This window comes from Ensifer sp. 1H6, assembly GCF_001976035.1.
Taxonomy (GTDB): domain Bacteria; phylum Pseudomonadota; class Alphaproteobacteria; order Rhizobiales; family Rhizobiaceae; genus Ensifer; species Ensifer canadensis.
The window spans coordinates 189,908-211,892 of record NZ_MOAI01000008.1; the positions used below are offsets into that span (position 1 = coordinate 189,908).

Here is a 21,985-nt window from a genome sequence, read left to right on the forward strand (position 1 = left end):
GCCGGTCTTGCAAGCAGATATACCATTTCAAGTTGCTTATTGCCGAGGCTCCTGCCTATACTAACTCGGTCTAGTGCGAGCGGGGGCACGCATGTTCCGGACAGGAACGGCGAATACGGAAGAACTGATCGATCTGATCTATGGCGCTGCGTTCGGCGAATGCAGCTGGGAGGATTTTCTGAGCCGGTTGGCGGGCACTGTGCCAAACGGTAAGTCCGCGCTCCACTATCATGACCTCGCGGCACCCGCGTCGCATGTCCCCTATGTCTCCGGATTTACGGCCGACGACCTCGATCAATTCAACAACCATTTCGCCGCAGTGAACCCGTGGATCCCGAGAACCGTTCTGGTACCCGTCGGCCGGGGCCTATGTGGCGAGCATATCGTTTCGCGGGAAGATCTGGTCAAATCCGAATTCTACAACGACTGGCTAAAGCGACAAACCGGATGCGAGACCAGCGTCGGCGTGACGATCATAAGAGATGCGACACGCACATTCATTCTATCGACATGTACGACATCAACCGACGCAGAGTTCAACCATCACGCCGCCGATCAATATACGAGCCTTGCACCGCATCTCAAACGCGCGTTCGAGTTTGTCCGGAAGCGCGATGTGATGACGGTCGAGCGCCAGCAAGGGCAATCTTTGCTCGATTCGATCGGCGTTGGCCTGATGTATGTCGGCGAGAATCTCCGTGTCCGCTCCATGAATGAACACGCGCAACGCATATCGGCGACAGGCGCGCCAATTCGTATCGCTACAGGCGGGCGCTTGACGTTAAGCTGTCCGCAGACAAGCGCAGCGCTGGAAGCGCTGACATTGCGTGGCTGCACGGATACGCGCCCACATGTCTCCATTGTCAAGGGCGCCGGTGGGACGGCATATCGCATCACGCTCTTGAAGTTGAATTCCGATGCCTTCACCGAACTCCTTAGCGGCCCAACCGTTGCTGTCGTCATTGAACCGACCACGTCGCTGCTTCCGGAAGTGCGGAGCAGGCACTTGGAGGACATCTACGGATTGACTCCCGCCGAAATCAGAATCGCCTCCGGCCTCGCTGCAGGACTGTCGTTAAGGGAAATCGCCCTGGCGAACAGCGTCAGCTACGAAACGATCCGCACCCAGCTGAAGAGCATCTATTCCAAGACCCAGGTGAACTCGCAGGCGGCACTCGTCAGCCTCTTGATGCGCTGACCGCTTCAGCTGCGGCGGGGTCGTTTGCCGGCGAAGATGTCGGCGTGGCTTTTCAGTAATTTTGTCATGCGATCGACGACCGTGCGGATTTCCGTGCGATGGCGGTCCTCGTTGTTCATCACGATCCATTGCCGATGCATAAGCGCAGGGATCTCCTCGCCCGCCCGCTCCAGCAGAGGGTCGAGGTCGCCGACGAAACAGGGCAGCACGGCACAACCGGCTCCCGCCCGGGCGAGATCGAGCAACGAACGAGGGCGCGTTACGGTCGCTACGATACGTCCCGTCGCGTTCTCATGCGGCCAACGCAGATAGGACGAGATTGCATCCTCGTCGCCGACGGCGACCCATCGGCCGTTTGCCGCCGGCGTTGCATTCTTCTGCCGGTAGACGGCATAGGCAACTTCTCCCACCGGGCGGGCTGCCAGATAGCTCTCTTCCGGCTCGAAAGCGCGGATGCCGATATCGCTCTCGCGATAGGCAAGGTTGGCGCGGGTCTCGCCTATGGTGATCGCAAGGCTGAAGCCATCGCGCTCGGTGCAGAGCGCCGGGAAATTTTCGGCAAGCAGCCAGGACACCCAGGTTCCGGCGGTGATGCGAACGACCGCCCCCTCGCCCTCCCGTCGCCAGCTCTCGACGCGGCGGGCCGCCGCCTCCATCTCCTCGAGCTGCTCGAACAGAACCTGCCCGTCGCCGGTCAGCTGGTAGCCGGTCTGGCTGCGCACGAACAGCGTGCGGCCGGTGCGTTCCTCGATCTCGAGCATGCGCCGGCCCAAGGTCGCCGGGCTGGAGCCCAGCGCCTGCGCGGCGCCCGTCAGTCCGCCGGTGCGCGCGACACTCATGAAGCAGCGATAAATGTCCCAATCCATGTCTTTCATCGGTGAAAAACATAGGCCGATATCTTGTGTATGTAAAATAGCCTTTGCTGCATAGAAGAGGGGATGCCATCCAATGAGGAGCATCACCATGGAAATACTGGCAATGGCCTATCTGGCCGATATGACGATGAAAAGCCGCCGCTGGGACGAACATTTCGACCCCAAGCCGCCGGGGTTGGTGAGGCGGATGTTTCGCCGCTGCATCGCTGCGTTTGCGGCGCATCAAGAGATACAAGCCGGCAAGAATAGCCTACAAACGACTTGCGCCGCGCAACCGGTGGGTCGCGCGGCGCGATGCTGAGGACGAAGCCGCTGTGGCCTTGGCCAATCAGGCGGCGCGGTAAGCGTGGATATCGGCGGCTTCCGGCTCGAGCCGGAACTGCTCGACCAGCATCATCAGCGTGTCGGCCTGGTTGGAGAGCGCCAGGCTCGTTGCCGTTGCCTCTTCGACCATCGAGGCGTTCTGCTGGGTCATCTGGTCCATCTGGTTGACCGATCCGTTGACCTCGTTGAGCGCCACCGCCTGGTCACGGCTGGCGGTCGCGATCATTTCGACATGCTGGCTGACAGTAACGATCTGGGCGCTGATCGAGGCCAGCACCGCGCCGGTCTCCTTGACCAGGTGCGAACCGGAATTGACCTCGTTGGTCGACTTGTTGATGAGGCCCTTGATCTCGCGGGCAGCTTCGGCTGAGCGTTGCGCCAGTTCGCGAACCTCCTGTGCCACCACCGCGAAGCCCTTGCCGGCTTCGCCGGCACGTGCCGCCTCGATGCCGGCATTCAGCGCCAAGAGGTTGGTCTGGAACGCAATGTCGTCGATCACCTCGATGATCTGCTCGATCTGGCGTGAGGCCTCTTCGATGCGGCCCATGGCGGCGATCGCATTGGTGACGACGGTTGCCGAGCTGTCGGCGCTCTTCTTCGTCTGCGTGACGGCGACGTTAGCCTCGTTCGCGCGCTCCGCCGACGAGCGGACCGTCACGGTGATCTGGTCGACCGCAGCGGCCGTCTCTTCGAGCGAGGCTGCCTGGGCCTCCGTCCGCTTCGACAGCGAGTCAGCGGCATGATGCATGTCCGAGCCGCTCTGCTGGATCGCCTGTGCATTGGCGCGGATCTGGGCCAGCGTATCCTGCAGGCGGATCAGCGAGCCGTTGAAGTCCGTGCGCAGCTGTTCGAGGCGGCCATGGAACGGAATGTCGATCTGGCGCGACAGGTCGCCCTGCGCCAGACGGCCGAGGCCGGCGGCGAGTTCGCTGACGGCAAGATCGATCTGGCGATCGAGCTCGCGCTTCTCGGCGTCGTTGCGGCTTCGCTCGATCTCGGCGCGGGCGCGCTGTTCTTCGCTTTCTGCCTCGATGCGCACCTTGGAAAGCGCGTTTTCCTTGAAGACGCCCAAGGCGCGGGCCATGTCGCCGATCTCGTCCTGACGGGCGTCGCCGTCAATGGAGGTATCGAGGCGGCCGTCTGCCAGGCGACGCATGGCGGCGGTGATCTGACCGATCGGCTTCTTCAGCGTCAGCGTCAGGGCGATGCCGGCAAGCAGGGCGATGACGACGCCTGCAACAGTCGCGGCCACGGAGATCTGGTTTGCTTCCTGGCGCTCGGTGCCGGCGGCAACCTTCTGCTGTTCGGCAAAACCGGTCAGGTCGCTCCAGATCTGGTTGATCGACTGGCCGGCGGCGTCGAAATCGGCGGTCCGCTTCACGGTGATTTCAACCAGAGACGCGGCGTCCTTTTTCATTACGGTGATGATCGGCATCAGCGTGTCGGCAATGGCGTCGAAGGAGGCACCTTCGCTTGCAACACCGCGCAGCGTTGCCATGTTCTGCTGAACTGCAAGGAACTTGTCGAGCAGCTTCTGGCGGTTGCTTTCCGTCGTCGACCCCATGAAGGTTGCGGCGGAGATCTGGATGTCGGTGATCGAGCTCGAAAGCCGGCGCGTGGCCGTCAGAACGGATTCGGTGCTGACGATAAGCTGATCGAGTTCGGCGAAAATCCGGGTGGCATCGCGCATCTTGCCGACAGAAGCCGCTTCGAGACGGAAGCTCGCGGTGCGGAAACGGTCGACATACTTCGAGATACCGGCAAGCGTTTCAGGACCGGCGGGCGCCTTCAAAAGCGCACCGATCTCGCTCGATGCGGAGGTGATCGTCTCGGTCAGCGACTTCTCGTCTTTCGGCAACAGCCGGAAGATGTCGCGCTCGGTGCGGCCGATCATCGGGAAGCGTTCCTTGACGGCCTTGAGCTTATCCTCGACCGTCGTCGCCTTGCTGACTTCGGTGCCGAACTCGTTGAAGAAGCGGCTGGCGCGCATCAGCTTTTCGGCTTCGCGCAGCATGGTCTTGGCGGCATTCTCGTTCTTGCGCACGGCATATTGCAGCCGGTTCGACTCGTCGTTGATCTTGGCGCGTTCGACCAAGAGAGCATCGAGGTTCGCCGTCATCGTTGCGCGCATCTCCTGCTCGCCGACATGCAGCTTCCAGAGCCCGTCGATGCGGGCTTCGATGTCGGCGGTCGCGGCGATAGCGGCCGTCAACTCGTCCTGGCCGCTCTGGCCGGCAACCTGTGCGGCGGTCTCGGCGAGAATTTCCTTCTGCGCAGTGATCTTGCCCTGCACGGCGTCGCGGGTTTCCTCGGTGGTCGAGTGCAGGAAGTTGTTCATCCCCGCATAGACATCCTTGAAGCCGCTCAGCGTCTGCAGGACGCTGTTCGAAATCTCCATCCGGCCCTGAAGCAGGCCGGACGCATAAAGGCCGGTAATGCCGACGGCACAGATGCTGACGACGAAGGGCAGAATGAAGAACAGCACCTTCGTCTGGATCTTGAAACGGGCAAGAATTCTATCGATGAACATGGAAAACACCTTGGCTCGCAGCTCGCATTCGCCTCCCCCGGCGGCTCGAAACATGTCCCGCCTTCCGCGTAACCGCGAAAAGGACGAAACGATCGAGAGCCACCCGATGCGCAAACAGGCTGATGTTTTTCGGAAAAATCATGCGGCGCACACCGCCAGTCCGTCAGCAATCATTGCGGGACCGCGCCACCTCCCCGGTAGCGAAGTCCTGACGGAACTCACTTCGTCGCAATATTCATTTTGAACGATTAAAAATTGTATAAGCGCGGAGCACTCGCCAACGAATTTCCGAAGGCGTTGGGCTCATGAGGCGCTCGAGGTCCGGCCGTTAGCGGCCGGCTGGCAGCATCAGAGCCAATAAGCCGGCAGCGTTGCGAGGGCAGCAACGGCAAAGAACGCGATCAGAGCAATGCGGGTCAACGCTACTCTCTGGACGCGGCTCTCGTCGGTGCGAGCGATCGCGATGGCGCGGGGACGACGGCGTGGCTGGTTCATGACATCCTGTCCTTCTCACTGACCGGCAACGTTCGGCCCGGATAAACCGGCTTGCCAGTCCAGACCATATTGCAGCCATGCCGTGGCAGAGAAAAGCCCTAAAAATGGAAACAGTGTGATTTCCGTTTGCGGAACAGTTCTTTCTGACCAACCGCCGGCTGTGCCGACACCAAAGAGGTTCCGGCATATCCGTTAACAATGGCTGAAGCCAAATGCCGCAAAACCAGGGATCAGACGTCCTGGCCGGCTGCGAAGCCCGATGCCCAGGCCCATTGGAAATTGTAGCCGCCGAGCCAGCCGGTCACGTCGACGCATTCGCCGACGAAATAGAGACCGGGAACAGCCTTCGCCTGCATCGTCTTTGAATCGAGACCATTGGTGTCGACGCCGCCGAGCGTCACCTCGGCAGTGCGATAGCCTTCGGAACCGGCGGGCTTGATCGCCCAAGCCTGGATCGATGCCGATAGCGCATCGATGGTCTTGTCCGAGAGGTCGGCGAGCTGCCGTCCCGTCAGCTTGGCGCCATCGGCAAAGAATTGCGCAAGCCGGCGTGGCAGAATATCGCCGAGCGCCGTCTGGACGGCCTGCTTGCCATTGGTGCGGCGCAAACCTTTTAGGATCGAGGCGATGTCGATATCGGGCATCAACCTCAGAACGATGTCCTGCCCCTCGCGCCAGTAGGACGATATCTGCAGGATCGCCGGGCCACTGAGGCCGCGATGGGTGATCAGCACCGCCTCGCGAAACGCCGTCTTACCGGAGCGCGCCTCGGCGTCGGCGGCGACGCCGGCTAGTTCGCCGATCGTCTCAAGCTGCACCGGATCGAGCGTCAGCGGCACAAGCCCGGGACGGGTTTCGACCAGGGCCAATCCGAACTGCTCTGCGATTTTATAGGCAAGCCCCGTTGCGCCCATTTTCGGGATCGACTTGCCGCCGCTGGCCACCACCAGCGACTGGGCATCGACCGGTCCGTCGCCGGTCATCACCCGGAAGCCGGCACCATGGCGCTCGACACTCGCGACCGTCGTCTCAAGCCGAAGCTCGGCGGCCGCATCGCGCATCTCGGCGAGCAACATCCTGATGATGTCCTTGGCCGAATGATCGCAGAACAATTGCCCCAAAGTCTTCTCGTGCCAGGCGATGCCGTGTTTTTCGACCAGCGCCAGGAAGTCTCGCGCGCCGTAGCGCGCGAGCGCCGATTTGCAGAAATGCGGATTGGCCGAGAGGAAGTTCTTCGGCCCGGCATGGATGTTGGTGAAGTTGCAGCGGCCGCCGCCGGAGATGCGGATCTTCTCGCCCGGCGCCTTTGCATGGTCGATGACCAGCACCCGCCGGCCGCGCTTGCCGGCCTCGATGGCGCACATCATGCCGGCCGCACCGGCGCCAATGATCACCACATCCTTCTTCTCAGCCACGAAACACCTTTGAGCTCTTTGCGCATTCCATTCCGGTCACGGCGGGGAAAGTCAATCGTCACGCTCTAGCCAATTGCCAATCTCTGGTTATGATGCGCTATCCGAAGCCAAAACCGGTGATTTATGCCCTCCAAGAGAAGTGCTGCCCAACAAACAACGAAAATCAGCAAAACCTCGAAAATACCCGCCGCCCTGCATTCCCTCCGAGGCGTCAAGACCTGGAAGGAAGCAACGGATTGGCTGAAGATCCGCGGGATCGAAGACATCGAATGCATCACGCCCGACCTTGCCGGCGTTCCCCGCGGCAAGATGATGCCCACCTCCAAGTTCACCTCCAACACCTCGCTTGCACTGCCTTCCGCCGTCTACCGCCACACGATCTCAGGCGAATATCCTGACGAGACCGGACAATTCCGCTACGATTCGCGCGACAGCGACATCAAGCTCGTCCCTGATCTTTCGACGCTTTCGGTCGTCCCCTGGGAAACCGACCCAACGGCGCAGGTGATCTGCGACATCGTCGGCTCCGAAGGCGAACAGATCAGCTACACGCCGCGCAACGTCTTGAAGCGCGTGGTCGACCTCTATCGCCAGAAGGGCTGGAAGCCGGTCGTTGCGCCCGAAATCGAGTTCTACCTCGTCGCCACCAATGACGATCCCGACTATCCGCTGCATCCGCCGAAGGGCCGCTCCGGCCGGTCGATCCTTGGCGGCCAGGGCTATTCGATCGCCGGCATCAACGAATTCGACGAGCTGATTGACGACATCTATCACTTCTCCGAGAAGCAGGGTCTGGAGATTGACACGCTGATCCACGAGGAGGGACCAGCGCAGCTCGAAATCAACCTTCGTCACGGCGATCCGATCGAGCTTGCCGACCAGGTGTTCCTGTTCAAGCGCACCATCCGCGAGGCGGCGCTGAAGCACGGCATCTACGCGACCTTCATGGCCAAGCCGATGCAGGGTCAGCCGGGTTCGGCCATGCACATCCACCAGTCGGTGATCGAGATCAACACCGGCCGCAATCTGTTCTCCAATCCGGACGGCTCTGCCTCCAAGGAGTTCTTCAACTTCATCGGCGGCATGCAACACTATGTGCCGCGCACGTTGGTGATGATGGCGCCCTACGTGAACTCCTTCCGCCGGCTGACGCCCGATATGTCGGCGCCGGTGAATACGGCTTGGGGCTACGACAACCGCACGACCGCGTTCCGCATTCCGGTTTCCGAACCGGTTGCCCGGCGGATCGAGAACCGGCTGCCGAGTTCGGATGCCAACCCCTATCTGGCGCTCGCCGCCTCGCTTGCCTGCGGCTATCTCGGCATCATCGAAGGCCGCGATCCGACGGCACCGACGGAAGACACGGCCAACGAAGGCGAAATCGATCTGCCGCGCGGGCTGCTCGAGGCCGTCGCCCTGCTCGAGTCGGCGCCGTCGCTTGCCGAGGTGCTGAGCCCCGAATTCATCGCCATCTATGCCGGCGTGAAACGTGGCGAGTTCGAAACCTTTATGCAGGTTATCAGCCCGTGGGAACGCGAGTTCCTGCTGCTGAACGTCTGACCTGAAAGGCAGTCCAATGCCCTGGCAAAGCCCGATCTCGCCCGGTTTCTCCTGGTATGAGGCAACCGTTCCCGATCGACCCGAATATCCGCAGATGCCGGGATCGAGGAAGGCGGATGTCGCCATTATCGGCGGCGGCTATACCGGGCTTCAGGCGGCCTACAACCTTGCTCGGCAAGGCGTCGATGTCACGCTCATCGACGCCTGCCGCTTCGGCGACGGCGCGTCGGGGCGCAACGGTGGCCAGTTCGGCACCGGCCAGCGCGCCTGGGCCGACGAGACCGAGGAAACGCTTGGCCAGGAACGGGCACAACTGCTGTTCGATATGGCAGAGAACGCCAAGCGGCACGTGCTCGACTTCGCCAGCCAACACGACATCGATATCGAGTTCATGCCGGGGCAGCTCTCCGTCGGCCACAAGAAGAGCCTGGAGAAGGATTATCGCGACCACGTCGAGGCGATGGCGACCCGCTTCGGCTATCCGCATCTCTCGTTCATGGAACGGGAGGAGACGGCGAGCCGGCTCGGATCGTCTCGCTATCACTTCGGCATCCGCGATGTCGGCACCGGACATATCCATCCGATGAAGCTGCTGCTCGGACTGGCGAAGCAGGCGGCCCTTGCCGGCGCCAATCTGTTCGAGCAGACCAAGGCGCAGAAGATCGAGCGCAAGGGAACGGCTGTTGTCATCACTACCGATCGCGGCACGATCACCACTGAGCGGGTGCTTGTCGCGTGCAATGCCTATATCGGCAATCTCGAGCCGGTCAGCGCCAGCCATGTGATGCCCATCCGCTCCTTCATCGGCGCGACCGAAGTTCTTTCCGCTCACCCCAACGTGCTTCCCGGCGGTGAATCGGTCGACGATTCGCGCTTTGTCGTGCGCTACTTCCGCAAATCGAAAGACGGGCGGCTGCTATTCGGCGGGCGCGAAGCCTACACCGCCGACAATCCGCGCGACATTTCCACCCATATCCGCCGGCAGATCAGCGAGATCTATCCGGAACTCGGCAATGTCGAGATCACCCACGCCTGGGGCGGTTCCGTTGGCATCACCTTGCCGCGGACGCCCTTCTGTCGCGAGGTGATGCCGGGCGTCACCTCGATCGGCGGCTATTCCGGCCACGGGGTCATGCTTTCCAACTATTGTGGCAAGCTCTACGCTGACCTTGTGCTGGGCAAACCGACGGAACTCGACCTGTTGAAAGCCTTGAAAATACCGGCTTTTCCGGGCGGAACACGCTTCCGATCGGCGCTTCTGTTCCTGGCGCTCAGCTGGTATGCGCTGCGCGACAGGCTCTAAGGCACGTTGTGTCAGGATGGTGTCACACTATGTGCATTAGATCTTTGTTTCCGTGCATGTCGTCGCCCCGAAACCGCGGCATATTTTCGGGCGACATGCATGAGAAAGCGTGTGCGACAGCATTTTATTGCGTCGCACCCTAGCGCGTTTAAATCGATTAGATTATATGTGTCCCTGACCTGAACAAGATCGAGATTATCCCATGAGCAGCCAGATCATTCCCGTCGAACCATTTGATTATGTCGTGTTCGGCGGCACCGGCGATCTCGCGGAGCGCAAGCTGCTGCCAGCGCTCTATCACCGCCAGATGGAAGGCCAGATTACCGAGCCGACCCGCATCATCGGCGCCTCGCGCGCCGCGTTGACGCATGAAGAATATCGCAAGTTCGCCGCCGATGCGCTGAAGGAACACCTGAGGCCGGCGGAATACAATGAAGAGGAAGTGGCGAAGTTTACCGCCCGCCTCTTTTACGTTTCCGTCGATGCCAAGTCCGACCAGGGCTGGGATACGCTGAAGAAGATCCTGGAAGAAGGCAAAGACCGTATCCGCGCCTTCTATCTCGCCGTCGGACCGGCGATCTTCGGCGATATTTCCGAGAAGATCCGCGATCACAAGCTGATCACCAAGACCACCCGCATCGTCGTCGAAAAGCCGATCGGCCGCGATCTGGCGTCGGCGACCGAGCTCAACGACACGATCGGCAAGGTCTTCCGCGAAGAGCAGATCTTCCGCATCGACCACTATCTCGGCAAGGAGACGGTGCAGAACCTGATGGCGCTGCGTTTCGCCAATGCGCTCTACGAGCCGCTGTGGAACTCCGCCCATATCGACCACGTGCAGATCACCGTTTCGGAAGCCGTAGGCCTCGAAAACCGGGCCGGCTACTACGACAAGGCCGGTGCGCTGCGCGACATGGTGCAGAACCACATCCTGCAGCTCGTCTGCTTTGTCGCAATGGAAGCCCCGACCTCAATGGACGCGGAAGCCGTGCGCGATGAAAAGCTTAAAGTTCTGCGCGCGCTGAAGCCGGTCAATGCATCCAATGTCGAGCAGGTGACGGTGCGCGGCCAGTACCGCGCGGGCGCCTCTGCCGGCGGCCCGGTCAAGGGCTACCTGGAAGAGCTCGAAGGTGGCGTTTCGAACACAGAGACCTTCGTAGCGATCAAGGCCGAAGTCAGCAACTGGCGCTGGGCCGGCGTGCCGTTCTACATCCGCACCGGCAAGCGGCTTGCTGGCCGCATGTCGGAAATCGTTATTACCTTCAAGCAGATCCCGCACTCGATCTTCGACAACAGTGCCGGTCGCATTTCCGCCAACCAGCTCGTCATCCGCCTGCAGCCGAACGAAGGCGTCAAACAGTCGCTGATGATCAAGGACCCCGGTCCAGGCGGCATGCGCCTTCGCAACGTTTCGCTCGACATGAGCTTCGCCGAGGCTTTCGACGTGCGCAATGCCGACGCCTACGAGCGGCTGCTGTTCGACGTCGTGCGCAACAACCAGACGCTGTTCGTACGCCGCGACGAGGTCGAGGCCGCATGGAAGTGGGTCGATCCGATCCTGAAAGCCTGGGAAGAGACCGGACAGCAGGTGCAGGGCTACACCGCCGGCACCTGGGGTCCGAGCCAGTCGATCGCACTCATCGAGCGTGACGGCCGCACCTGGCACGATGCGATATAGGTAAGGCAATGAGCACGACGCTTCACACATTCGACAATGGCGCCGCCCTGGCAGAGGGCTTGGCGGACGCCGTCAGCGCCGCACTTGCCACCGGCATTGCCACCCGTGGCACAGCAAGCATCGCCGTTTCCGGCGGCTCGACGCCCAAGGCATTCTTCCAGGCGCTCGCCAGGAAGGATATCGCCTGGGACAAGGTGACGGTCACGCTGGTGGACGAACGCTTCGTTCCACCGGAGAGCGATCGCTCCAACCACGCGTTGGTCACGGCCAATTTGCTGCAAGGCCCTGCGGCGAAAGCGCATTTCCTACCGCTTTACCACGCCGCCGCTTCGGCAGAAGATGCGGCCGGGCTCTCCAGCAAGGCGACGGCAAAGATCGGCACGCCCTTCGACGTCGTCGTGCTCGGCATGGGAACGGATGGCCATACCGCGTCGTTCTTCCCGGGCGGCACGCAACTTTCAAGGGCGATCGACGCGACGACGCCGCGCGGCGTGATCACCATGGAAGCCGAAGGTGCTGGCGAACCGCGCCTGACCTTTACCTTCTCCAGCCTTCACGATGCCAGGCTGCTGGTCCTGCACATCGAAGGCGAGGGCAAGAAGGTGGTGCTTGCCAAGGCGGAAGGTCCCGGCGACGAAGCCGAGATGCCGATCCGCACCATGCTGCGCCGTGCGGCCTCGCCGCTGCAAATATACTGGGCGCCATAACGGCCGGATCACCGGCCGGTTCAGGACGCTTTCAACCGGTGGCGCCCCACCGGAACGCGAAGGCGTTGAAAGAGCTCATACCGGGGCGTGGCCTGCACGTTCTCCCAAGCAGGCAACGCTCCGGATCGATGACTGGATGAAGATGAGGAGTCTCAAGACTCCGGAACAGGATTTGCCATGTCCGCCGATTCCCGCATTGCCGCAATCACCGCCCGCATCGTCGAGCGCTCGAAGCCGCACCGAGAGCCTTATCTCGATCGGGTGCGTCGTGCGGCGTCCAGCGGCCCACATCGCAGCGTTCTTGGCTGCGGCAACCTCGCGCACGGGTTTGCCGTCTGTTCCCCCGCCGAGAAGGTGGCGCTCGCCGGGGATCGCGTCGCCAACCTAGGCATCATTACCTCCTATAACGACATGCTTTCGGCGCATCAGCCGTTCGAAACCTATCCGGCGCTGATCCGCGAAGCCGCGCACGAGGCAGGCGGCGTCGCCCAGGTTGCCGGCGGCGTGCCCGCCATGTGCGACGGCGTCACCCAGGGCCAGCCGGGCATGGAACTGTCGCTGTTTTCGCGCGACCTGATCGCCATGGCCGCCGGTGTCGGCCTGTCGCACAACATGTTCGATTCCACCGTCTATCTCGGCGTCTGCGACAAGATCGTGCCGGGCCTTGTCATCGCGGCCCTGACCTTCGGTCACCTGCCGGCAGTCTTCGTGCCGGCCGGGCCGATGACGACGGGCCTGCCGAACGACGAGAAGGCGCGCGTGCGCCAGCTCTTCGCCGAAGGCAAGGTTGGCCGCGAAGAGTTGCTCGAAGCGGAATCCAAGTCCTATCACGGACCCGGCACCTGCACCTTCTATGGCACCGCCAATTCCAACCAGATGCTGATGGAGATCATGGGCTTCCACCTGCCCGGCGCCTCCTTCATCAATCCCGGCACGCCGCTGCGCGACGCGCTGACGAAGGAAGCGACGAAGCGGGCGCTGGCGATCACCGCCATGGGCAACGAGTTCACGCCATCAGGTGAAATGATCGACGAGCGCTCGATCGTCAACGGTGTCGTCGGGCTGCACGCCACCGGTGGCTCGACCAACCACACCATGCATCTCGTCGCCATGGCGCGCGCCGCCGGCATCCTGCTCACCTGGCAGGATATTTCCGAACTTTCGGACATCGTGCCGCTGCTTGCGCGCGTCTACCCGAACGGCCTTGCCGACGTGAACCACTTCCATGCGCCGGCGGCATGGGCTTTCTAATCAGCCAGTTGCTTCGGGGCGGCCTGCTGCACGACGATGTGCGCACCGTCGTCGGCCAGGGCCTGGAGGCCTACAAGATCGACGTCCGCCTCGGTGCCGACGGCGGTGTCGAGCGCCGGCCGACGCCGGCCGAAAGCGCCGATCCGAAGGTACTCTCCACCATCGACCAGCCGTTCCAGCACTCGGGCGGCCTCAAGATGCTGACCGGCAATCTCGGCAAGGCGGTCATCAAGATTTCCGCCGTCAAGCCGGACCGCCACGTCATCGAGGCACCGGCAAAGATCTTTCATGACCAGGGCGAGTTGAACGCCGCCTTCAAGGCCGGCAAACTCGAAGGCGACTTCGTCGCCGTCGTGCGCTTCCAGGGCCCGAAGGCGAACGGCATGCCGGAACTGCACAAGCTGACGACCGTGCTCGGCATCCTGCAGGACCGCGGCCAGCGCGTGGCGATCCTCACCGACGGCCGCATGTCGGGCGCCTCGGGCAAGGTGCCTGCCGCCATCCACGTTACGCCGGAAGCCAAGGATGGCGGGCCGATCGCCCGCATTCAGGAAGGCGACATCGTGCGCATCGATGCCGTCACCGGCACGATCGAAGTGCTTGTCGAGGATATCGCGCTCAAGACGCGCATTCCCGCCCATGCCGATCTCTCGGACAACGAGTTCGGCATGGGGCGCGAGCTGTTCGCACCGTTCCGCGCCATTGCCGGCTCGGCCGACCACGGAGCAAGCGTGCTGTTCAACTGAGCCGAACCTCGGCGTCACCGCGGAGGATTTGTCTTCCATCGAGCTATCGCTGCCGGCCCTCGCCGCCGGTAGCGGGCCGCGCTTGCGAAGACGAGCGCTACTTCAGCGGCCCCGGATACATGTCGTTTCGACCGTCGTAACGCTCGACCTCCAGCGTGAAGATGTCGATATCCTCGATGCAGCGCGCATTGAGCGAGACGCGATTGTTCGGGTAGCCGCTGCGCATGATCGCCACACTGCAGGTCGGGCAGAAGTGATGACCTTCAGTCACGCCGCGCCAGACATAGGTGGAAAGGCGACGCTTCTCGGTGATCAACCGGATCTTGCTGCCGCCAATCTTCCAGTGGAGGAAGCCGGTGCGCCGGCATGTCGAGCAGTTGCACTCGACCAGCCCCGAGAGCTCCTCATCGACTTCGATGCAGATATCGCCGCAGTGGCAGGAAAGGCGGTAGGGTCGTTTCATCGATCGGTTGCCTCGCTTCTGGCGTGCAGGCGACAACAATCCAACGCCCACACTCCATGTCAAGCATAGTTTGGAGGCCTCGAAATACGGTGTCCCTGGCCGCAAAGGCGCATCGCCCGCCAGTCCGTCTCGGCCGGACGGGGCACCCGCACGAACGCTTGCCGGTTCAGCGGTAGATGTCGAGTGTGCGGTTCCGGTGGTTCGGATGGGTGCTGTAGACGAAGATGCGATTGAGGTCGCGATCGGTCAGGAGCCGCAGGAAGCGCGCTTCGACGATGTTGTTGGCGTGCACGCGCTTGAGCAGGCAGCCGACCATCTGGATGCGGGCGCTTGGAATGTCGAGGTAGAAATTCTGCGGCAGCTGGTACTTGGTCAGGATACCCAGAACCGCGCCGCTTTTCGACAGCTTGATGATTTCGCAGCGGCGGGAGCTCAGCTGCGTCATGCCCTTTTCGGTATATTCGATCCGCGCCTCGTTCCTCGTGTCCTCCATCGGGAACGTGGTTTCGCGATCGTACATGAAAGATTCTTCCTTGTTCAGGAAGTGTTGCTGCATCACCGGTGCCGCGGTCGTCATTCTACAGGCCCCTTAGTATCCCCTGCCCGTCAGGCTAGAGGAAGAAATTTAACAGAGGGTAGATTGAGGGCCTTCGCAAAGAAAAACCCGTCCGAAAATCGGACGGGTTGAAGACAAACGATGGTGGTCTTTGTCAGACGCGGTAGCTCTTGCCGCCGGCTTCGAACAGATGCAGCTTGTTCTTATCGGCCGTGAACCGGACTTTTTCGCCGCGATGAACGGGCAGGATGCCCGGGATCTTGGCGATGATCGGCTCCTTCTCCACCAGTCCCTCGATATAGAGCAGCGTCACCTCGCCGAGCGCCTCGACGATGGCGACCGTTCCTTCGAACAGGAAGTCCTCGCCGCTGGCCGTCTGGAGATCTTCAGGACGCACGCCGAAGCTCGCCGTCTTGCCGTTTTCCGACGCGTTCGTGGCGATATCGAGTGTCACCGACTTGCCGCCAGAAAGCTTCACCGTCGTCTGCGGGCCGGTGGCGGTGATCGTCGCGGGGATGACGTTCATCGCTGGCGAACCGATGAAGCGGGCGACGAACAGGTTCGCCGGGCGCTCGTAAAGCTCGAGCGGCGGGCCGACCTGCTCGATATGGCCGGCCGACAGCACGACGATACGATCGGCAAGCGTCATCGCCTCGACCTGGTCGTGGGTAACGTAGATCATCGTCGTGTCCGCCATCTGCTCGTTGAGCTTGGCGATCTCGATGCGGGTGGCAACGCGAAGCGCCGCGTCGAGGTTCGACAAAGGCTCGTCGAACAGGAAGACCTTGGGATCGCGGCAGATCGCCCGGCCGATCGCCACGCGCTGGCGCTGGCCGCCCGAAAGCGCCTTCGGCAGACGATCGAGGTACTTGGTGAGCTGCAGGATATCGGCTGCCGCGCGCACGCGCCGGTCGATCTCCTCCTTCGTCTCCTTGGCGATCCGCATGCCGAAGGCCATGTTGTCGTAGACGGTCATATGCGGATAGAGCGCATAGGACTGGAACACCATGGCGATCCCGCGCTTGGACGGCGGCACGTCGTTGACGCGCTCGCCATCGATGAACATGTCGCCGCCGGTAATCTCCTCCAGACCCGCGATCATGCGCAGCAATGTCGACTTGCCGCAGCCGGACGGACCGACAAACACGACGAACTCGCCCTGCTTGATGTCGAGATTGATGCCGTGAATGACATCGACCGCACCGTAGGACTTGCGGATATCTTTAAGCGTCAGACCTGTCATCGCACCCTCCCCTTCGTCTCTTTTGTCTGTCGTTGTCTCAAACCAGCCGCGCGAAGAATGCGCTCCAGGCTGGAAGATTGACCTTGTCGTTCTTGATCTCGGCCGTAAAACCATGGCCGTCAAGCGCTTCCACTGGCTCCTTCGGCAAATCAACCGTAGCGGCCGTACCGCTCATGTTGAATGCGCAGAAGAGCTTCTCGTTGCCGTGGCTGCGCACGAAGGCAAGCACGGGCGCATCGGTGCTGCGGAACTCGATCTCGCCTTTGGCAAAGGCCGGATGCGCCTTTCTGAACTGCAGGAAGCGTCGATAGTGCTCCATGACCGAAGCGGTGTCATCCTTCTGCGCGGAGACCGCCCGGTTCAGGTGTTCGGCCGGCACCGGCAGCCAGGGTTTGGCATCGCCGAAGCCGCCATTGGCAGCAGTGCTATCCCAGACCATCGGCGTGCGGCAGCCGTCGCGCCCCTTGAAGTCGGGCCAGAACTGAATGCCGTAGGGATCCTTCAGATCCTCGAAGGCAAGCTCGGCTTCGGTGAGAGCCAATTCCTCGCCCTGATAGATGCAGACCGAGCCGCGCAGCGACATCAGCAGGCTTGCCAGCAGCTTGGCGTGCGCGTCGCGATCGGCAACGCCATCGCCCCAGCGACTGACATGGCGAACGACGTCGTGGTTGGAAAAGGCCCAGCAGGCCCAGCCCTCCGGCGCCGCCTTGTGAAAGTCGCGCAGAACCTCGGCGACACGCGCCGGTGTCAGAGCGTCGGGCGCCAGGAACTCGAAGGCGTAGCACATGTGCATCTTGTCGCCGCCGGAGGTGTACTCGCCGGCGATCTCGAGACCACGCTGGCTGTCGCCGACTTCGCCGACCGCCGCGATTGCCGGAAACTCGTCCATGACAGCACGGAACCGCTTCAGGAACGCAAGGTTCTCCGGCTGGTTCTTGTCGTAGAGATGTTCCTGATAATTATACGGGTTGACCGCCGGTGCAGTGGAGGCGTTGCGCCGCTCCGGCGCCAGCGCCGGATTGTCGCGCAGCTGTTTGTCGTGGAAATAGAAGTTGATGGTGTCGAGGCGGAAGCCATCGACGCCGCGCTCCAGCCAGAAGCGCTCGACGCCCAAAAGCGCCTCCTGCACATCAGGATTGTGCAGGTTGAGGTCCGGCTGCGAGGTCAGGAAGTTGTGCAAGTAATATTGCAGCCGCGTCGGATCCCAGGCCCAGGCCGAGCCGCCGAAGATCGACAGCCAGTTGTTCGGCGGCGTTCCATCGGGTTTCGAGTCTGCCCAGACGTACCAGTCCGCCTTGGCGTTCGCCCGGCTGGCGCGGCTCTCGACGAACCAGGGATGCTGGTCCGAGGTATGGGACAGAACGAGGTCGATCATCACCCGGATACCGAGCCGATGCGCCTCGGCGATCAGCGCATCGAAATCGGCGAGATTGCCGAAGATCCCGTCGACGTCGGTATAGTTCGAAACGTCGTAGCCGAAATCCTTCATCGGCGAGGTGAAGAAGGGCGATATCCAGATAGCATCGGCGCCGAGCGAGGCGACATGCGGCAGGCGGGCGGTGATGCCCTTCAAATCGCCGATGCCGTCGCCGTTGGAGTCCTGGTAGGAGCGCGGATAGATCTGATAGATCACCGCGCCTCGCCACCAATCCTTGTCGGCCTGCAAAATGGATTCGCTCATTTCAGTCATGCTCATTCCGTTCAGAAGTCCCTGTGAGGTCAACCACCCTTGACCGATCCCGCCAGCAGGCCGCGCACGAGGTAGCGCTGCAGGCTGAAGAACACGATCAGGGGGACGACGATGGTGATGAAGGCGGAGGCGGTCAGGATTTCCCAATTGCCGCCGCGAGAACCCAAGAGATTGACCAGCCGGCCGGTGAGGACCAGTTCATCCTGGCCGCGCCGAGGAAGACGATGGCGACGAGCAGGTCGTTCCAGGTCCACAGGAACTGGAAGATCGCGAAGGACGCCAGCGCCGGGAACGACAGCGGCAGGATGATCTTGACGAAGATGTCGAAGTCGCTGGCGCCGTCGACGCGTGCGGATTCCATGATCTCGCGCGGCAGGCCGGCCATGTAATTGCGCAGGAGATAGATCGCCAGCGGCAGGCCGAAACCGGTATGGGCGAGCCAGATGCCGACATAGGTCTTGGCCGGCACGCCGAAGAAGGCGCCGACGCCGTTATAGAGTTTCAGAAGCGGGATCAGCGACATCTGCAGTGGCACGACGAGCAGGCCGACGACGACCGCAATCAGGATCGCGCGCCCCGGAAACGGCATCCAGGCGAGCGCATAGGCGGCGAAGGCCGCAATCAGGATCGGGATGATCGTCGAAGGAATGGCGACCGTCAGCGAGTTGATGAAGGAAGCGCCGATGCCTTCGGCGCTCAGCACTTCGACGTAATTGTCGAAGGTGAAGCGCGGCGGAACGGCGGCGGTGAAGAAGATGCGCTGGCCGCGCGAGCCTTCCATCTTCGCGTCCGAGACGATCTCGAAGCTACCATCGGCCTGGACGGTCAGCTTCTCGCCGTCGTTGAGCTCAGCAGTTTCGCCAGGCTTGAAGGCGGTCGGCTTTTGGCTCGAAAAGCCGAAGGCGGAAACCTCACCGGCAGAGGTGCCTTCAAGCACGTCGCCCGAGATCACGAACTTGCCGTCGCGTTCGACCTGGGTATCGGCACCCGGCGCGCGGGCGACGATATTCTGGGTCGAAGTCGACAGTGCCGTCCACCAGCCGGAAACCGCGAGCTGATCCTTGTCGCGCAGCGACGAGATCAACAGGCCGGCGGTCGGCAGCGTCCAGAGGGCGACCAGGAGAAGAACAGATAGATGTACGGCCCAGGTGAGAGGGGAGCGTGTCGCCGGGTTCATCTCAGTGCCCCTTCATTTCTTTGGCCGCATTGCGGATGTTCCAGATCATGATCGGGATGACGAGGACCATGATGACGACGGCGATCGCCGCACCGCGCCCAAAGTCGCCGCCGCCGCGGAACATCCAGTCGAACATGAGATTGGCGAGCACCTGGCTCTGCCATTGCCCGTTGGTCATCGCCAGAACGATATCGAACACCTTGAGGACCAGAATAGTGATCGTCGTCCAGACGACGGCGATCGTGCCCCAGATCTGCGGCACCATGATCTTGAAGAAGATCTGCCAGCCGTTGGCGCCGTCGATCACGGCGGCCTCGACCGTCTCTTCCGGGATACCGCGCAGGGCGGCCGAGAGGATCACCATGGCGAAGCCGGTCTGGATCCAGACCAGGATGGCCATGAGGAAGAAGTTGTTCCAGAAAGGCAGCGTGATCCAGGCCTGAGGATCGCCACCGAAGGCAACGACGATCGCGTTCAGGAGGCCGATCTGCTCCGTGCCCTCGGCGCGATAATCATAGATGAACTTCCAGATGACGGCGGCGCCGACGAAGGAGATCGCCATCGGCATGAAGATCAGCGTCTTGGCGATGTTGCCCCACCAGATGCGGTCGGTCAAAGCGGCGATGACCAGCCCGAAGAAGGTCGCGAGCGCCGGCACCACCAGCAGCCAGAGGAAGTTGTTGAAGATCGACTGGCGAAACTCTCCGTCGTTCAGCATCCAGACGTAGTTACTGGCACCGACGAAGTTTTGTCCGGCGCGGTCATGCAGGCTGAACCAGACCGACATGATCACGGGGTAGATGAGGTAGATCGTCAACGCGAACAGCGCCGGGGCGAGAAACAGCCATGGCCGGATGGCATTGGTGATGCGCAGGTTGCGCGACGCCTCGACACCAGATCTCCCCTTCGATGGGAAAATCAGATCGAGAATGAAGCTGGTTCCCCAGAAGTAGGCGGCGCAGCCGAGAACCCCGGCCACCATCGTTCCTACGGCAAAGACGAGCTGTTGCATGACATGTCCCTCCCCCTGAAATGCACTTTGCGTGCAGGGCATGGCGATTGTCGCCGTTCTCGTTGGGGCCCTGCCGCGCCAAGCGTTCAACGGACCCAAGGACAGGACGGGCGGCGCAATCGCCGCCCGTCGTCCATTTTTACTTGATGGCGTCCCAGGCCTTCTGAACGCTGTCGGCAACGTCGGAAGCGGACTTGCCGCCGACGAAATCGACCATGCCGGTCCAGAAGGCGCCCGCGCCGATCTTGCCGGGCATCAGGTCGGAGCCGTCGAAGCGGAAGGTCGTCGCATTCAGCAGGATCTCGCCCTGCTTCTTCAGCGGCGGGTTGCCGTAGGCATCGACGTTGACGCTCTTGTAGGGCGTCAGGAAGCTCGTCTGCGCCATCCAGACTTCATGCGCGATCGGTGTCTTCAGGAACTCGATGAAGGCGCGTGCCGCCGGCGTGTCCTTGGTGATCATCGCCAGCGTGCCGGCACCGAGAACCGGATTGCCGAGATCCTTCTTGCTGTCATAAGGCGGCATGTAGAAGAAGTCGGCATCCTCGCCGATCACCGTGCCCTCAGGGAAGAACGACGGAATGAACGAAGCCTGGTGATGCAGGTAGCACTTCGGCGGCGACGCGAAGAGCCCCTTCGGGCTGTCGCGGAAGTCGGAGGACGCGACCGCTGCCGCGCCGCCGTCGACGAACTTGTCGTTCTTGGCAAACCAGCCGAACTCGTCGATCGCGCCGACGACTGCCGGATCGTTGAACGGGATCTCGTTCTTGACCCACTTGTCGTAGACATCGGCCGGCTGCGTGCGCAGCATCATGTCTTCCACCCAGTCGGTGGCCGGCCAACCGGTCGCGCCGCCCGAGCCGAGGCCAATGCACCAGGGCTTCTGGCCATCAGCGGCGATCTTCTCGGTAAGCGCCTTCAGCTCTTCCATGGTCTTCGGCACTTCGTAGCCGGCGTCCTCGAAGTTCTCAGGCGAATACCAGACCAGCGACTTCACGTCGATCTTGTAGGGGAAGGCATAGAGGGCGGCGTTACCGTCCTTGCCCTTGTAGGTCGAGAGATCGACCCAGGACTGGCCGGCCGCATAATTGTCGAGCAGCCACTTCTGAGTATCATCGCCGAGCGGCGTCAGGTAGCCCTTGGACGCCAAGTCGCCAATCAGGCCCGGCTGCGGCAGGATGGAAATATCGGACGGGCTGCCGGCCTGGGTGTCGATGACGATCTGCTGTTCGTAGTTTTCAGAGGACGAATATTTGAGCTCGACGCCGGTCGCCTCGACGAAATAGGCATAGACGCTCTTGAAGAGCGCTTCGTCCTCGCCGCGCCAGGGTCCGAAGATCGTCAGCGTCTGCCCCTTGAGGTCGTGACCCTTCTTGAATTCCTCGAAGCTCGCCCAGTTGAATTTGGAATCTTCGCCAGGCTTGAACTTCAGATCCGCAGCGCCGGCAGCGCCCGCAAACAGCGCCAGCGCAGCCACGCTCAACAGAAATGATCTCTTCACGGTGTTCTCCTCCCAAGATGAACCCGGATCCCGCCGGGCAGATCATCAACGCGCAAAATTCAAAGCGCTTTGAGTTTGCTAACAAACCATTCCGACACTCCAGGAGTCAAGAGCTTTCGATTCACCGGCCTTCTGCCGACAGTATTTTGCTTTGCGGCAACTTTTTGCAGCGCGAAGTCGGCTAATTCCGCTTTGTATGATGAAAAACGAGTGTTACAGAATTCGAGGGCGCTGGATCAAACCATAAAAATCATACGGATATTC

Annotated in this window: 16 protein-coding genes and 2 pseudogenes; 7 read left to right on the plus strand and 11 right to left on the minus strand. The window is 61.8% G+C overall.

Annotated features, from left to right (window positions below):
- Positions 1 to 91: 91 nt before the first annotated feature.
- Positions 92 to 1,198 (plus strand): helix-turn-helix transcriptional regulator, encoded by a 1,107-nt coding sequence (locus BKP54_RS12275; RefSeq protein ID WP_025425976.1) that lies wholly within the window; start codon positions 92 to 94, stop codon positions 1,196 to 1,198.
- Between the two features lie 5 nt (positions 1,199 to 1,203).
- Here the strand turns inward: BKP54_RS12275 and BKP54_RS12280 are convergent, their stop codons facing one another.
- Positions 1,204 to 2,073: a LysR family transcriptional regulator gene (locus BKP54_RS12280; RefSeq protein ID WP_025425975.1), complete on the minus strand. Its 870-nt coding sequence runs from the start codon at positions 2,071 to 2,073 to the stop codon at positions 1,204 to 1,206.
- A gap of 88 nt (positions 2,074 to 2,161) precedes the next feature.
- Here BKP54_RS12280 and BKP54_RS12285 point away from each other — a divergent pair, with 88 nt between their 5' ends.
- Positions 2,162 to 2,374, plus strand: coding sequence for a hypothetical protein (locus BKP54_RS12285; protein WP_057211550.1), 213 nt, complete (start codon positions 2,162 to 2,164; stop codon positions 2,372 to 2,374).
- A 27-nt stretch (positions 2,375 to 2,401) separates the two neighbouring features.
- On the opposite strand, the gene BKP54_RS12290 is transcribed toward BKP54_RS12285, so the two are convergent.
- The 3 genes from BKP54_RS12290 to BKP54_RS12295 form a co-directional block, all read right to left on the minus strand.
- Positions 2,402 to 4,927, minus strand: a complete 2,526-nt coding sequence (locus BKP54_RS12290; RefSeq protein WP_025425973.1) for a methyl-accepting chemotaxis protein — start codon at positions 4,925 to 4,927, stop codon at positions 2,402 to 2,404.
- Between the two features lie 348 nt (positions 4,928 to 5,275).
- Entirely contained in the window at positions 5,276 to 5,422 is a 147-nt protein-coding gene (locus BKP54_RS36030; RefSeq protein ID WP_164474899.1) for a hypothetical protein, read from the minus strand.
- A 230-nt stretch (positions 5,423 to 5,652) separates the two neighbouring features.
- Positions 5,653 to 6,837 (minus strand): NAD(P)/FAD-dependent oxidoreductase, encoded by a 1,185-nt coding sequence (locus BKP54_RS12295; RefSeq protein WP_025425972.1) that lies wholly within the window; start codon positions 6,835 to 6,837, stop codon positions 5,653 to 5,655.
- 123 nt (positions 6,838 to 6,960) lie between these two features.
- Between BKP54_RS12295 and BKP54_RS12300 the strand changes: the two genes are divergently transcribed.
- The 5 genes and pseudogenes from BKP54_RS12300 (at position 6,961) to edd (ending at position 14,082) form a co-directional block, all read left to right on the plus strand.
- Positions 6,961 to 8,397: a glutamine synthetase family protein gene (locus BKP54_RS12300; protein WP_025425971.1), complete on the plus strand. Its 1,437-nt coding sequence runs from the start codon at positions 6,961 to 6,963 to the stop codon at positions 8,395 to 8,397.
- Between the two features lie 16 nt (positions 8,398 to 8,413).
- Positions 8,414 to 9,700 (plus strand): FAD-binding oxidoreductase, encoded by a 1,287-nt coding sequence (locus tag BKP54_RS12305; protein WP_025425970.1) that lies wholly within the window; start codon positions 8,414 to 8,416, stop codon positions 9,698 to 9,700.
- Positions 9,701 to 9,902: 202 nt separating this feature from the next.
- Positions 9,903 to 11,378: a glucose-6-phosphate dehydrogenase gene (gene zwf / locus BKP54_RS12310; RefSeq protein WP_025425969.1), complete on the plus strand. Its 1,476-nt coding sequence runs from the start codon at positions 9,903 to 9,905 to the stop codon at positions 11,376 to 11,378.
- An 8-nt stretch (positions 11,379 to 11,386) separates the two neighbouring features.
- Positions 11,387 to 12,085, plus strand: a complete 699-nt coding sequence (gene pgl / locus BKP54_RS12315) for a 6-phosphogluconolactonase (RefSeq protein WP_025425968.1) — start codon at positions 11,387 to 11,389, stop codon at positions 12,083 to 12,085.
- Positions 12,086 to 12,496: 411 nt separating this feature from the next.
- Positions 12,497 to 14,082: pseudogene (edd, locus tag BKP54_RS12320) on the plus strand (phosphogluconate dehydratase).
- 97 nt (positions 14,083 to 14,179) lie between these two features.
- Here edd and BKP54_RS12325 read toward each other — a convergent pair.
- The 7 genes and pseudogenes from BKP54_RS12325 to BKP54_RS12355 form a co-directional block, all read right to left on the minus strand.
- On the minus strand, positions 14,180 to 14,545 hold the full coding sequence (locus BKP54_RS12325) for a GFA family protein (RefSeq protein ID WP_084814478.1): 366 nt from the start codon (positions 14,543 to 14,545) through the stop codon (positions 14,180 to 14,182).
- A gap of 166 nt (positions 14,546 to 14,711) precedes the next feature.
- Complete coding sequence (locus tag BKP54_RS12330; protein ID WP_025425965.1) at positions 14,712 to 15,122, minus strand: hypothetical protein; 411 nt, start codon at positions 15,120 to 15,122, stop codon at positions 14,712 to 14,714.
- 133 nt (positions 15,123 to 15,255) lie between these two features.
- Positions 15,256 to 16,344: a sn-glycerol-3-phosphate ABC transporter ATP-binding protein UgpC gene (gene ugpC, locus BKP54_RS12335; RefSeq protein ID WP_057211548.1), complete on the minus strand. Its 1,089-nt coding sequence runs from the start codon at positions 16,342 to 16,344 to the stop codon at positions 15,256 to 15,258.
- Between the two features lie 37 nt (positions 16,345 to 16,381).
- A complete protein-coding gene (locus tag BKP54_RS12340) occupies positions 16,382 to 18,040 on the minus strand; it encodes an alpha-glucosidase family protein (protein ID WP_107026830.1) in 1,659 nt (552 codons plus the stop codon).
- Positions 18,041 to 18,063: 23 nt separating this feature from the next.
- Positions 18,064 to 19,211, minus strand: a pseudogene (locus tag BKP54_RS12345) (carbohydrate ABC transporter permease).
- A gap of 1 nt (position 19,212) precedes the next feature.
- Entirely contained in the window at positions 19,213 to 20,223 is a 1,011-nt protein-coding gene (locus tag BKP54_RS12350) for a sugar ABC transporter permease (protein ID WP_025425961.1), read from the minus strand.
- Between the two features lie 139 nt (positions 20,224 to 20,362).
- Positions 20,363 to 21,721 (minus strand): ABC transporter substrate-binding protein, encoded by a 1,359-nt coding sequence (locus tag BKP54_RS12355; protein ID WP_025425960.1) that lies wholly within the window; start codon positions 21,719 to 21,721, stop codon positions 20,363 to 20,365.
- Positions 21,722 to 21,985 lie beyond the last annotated feature (264 nt).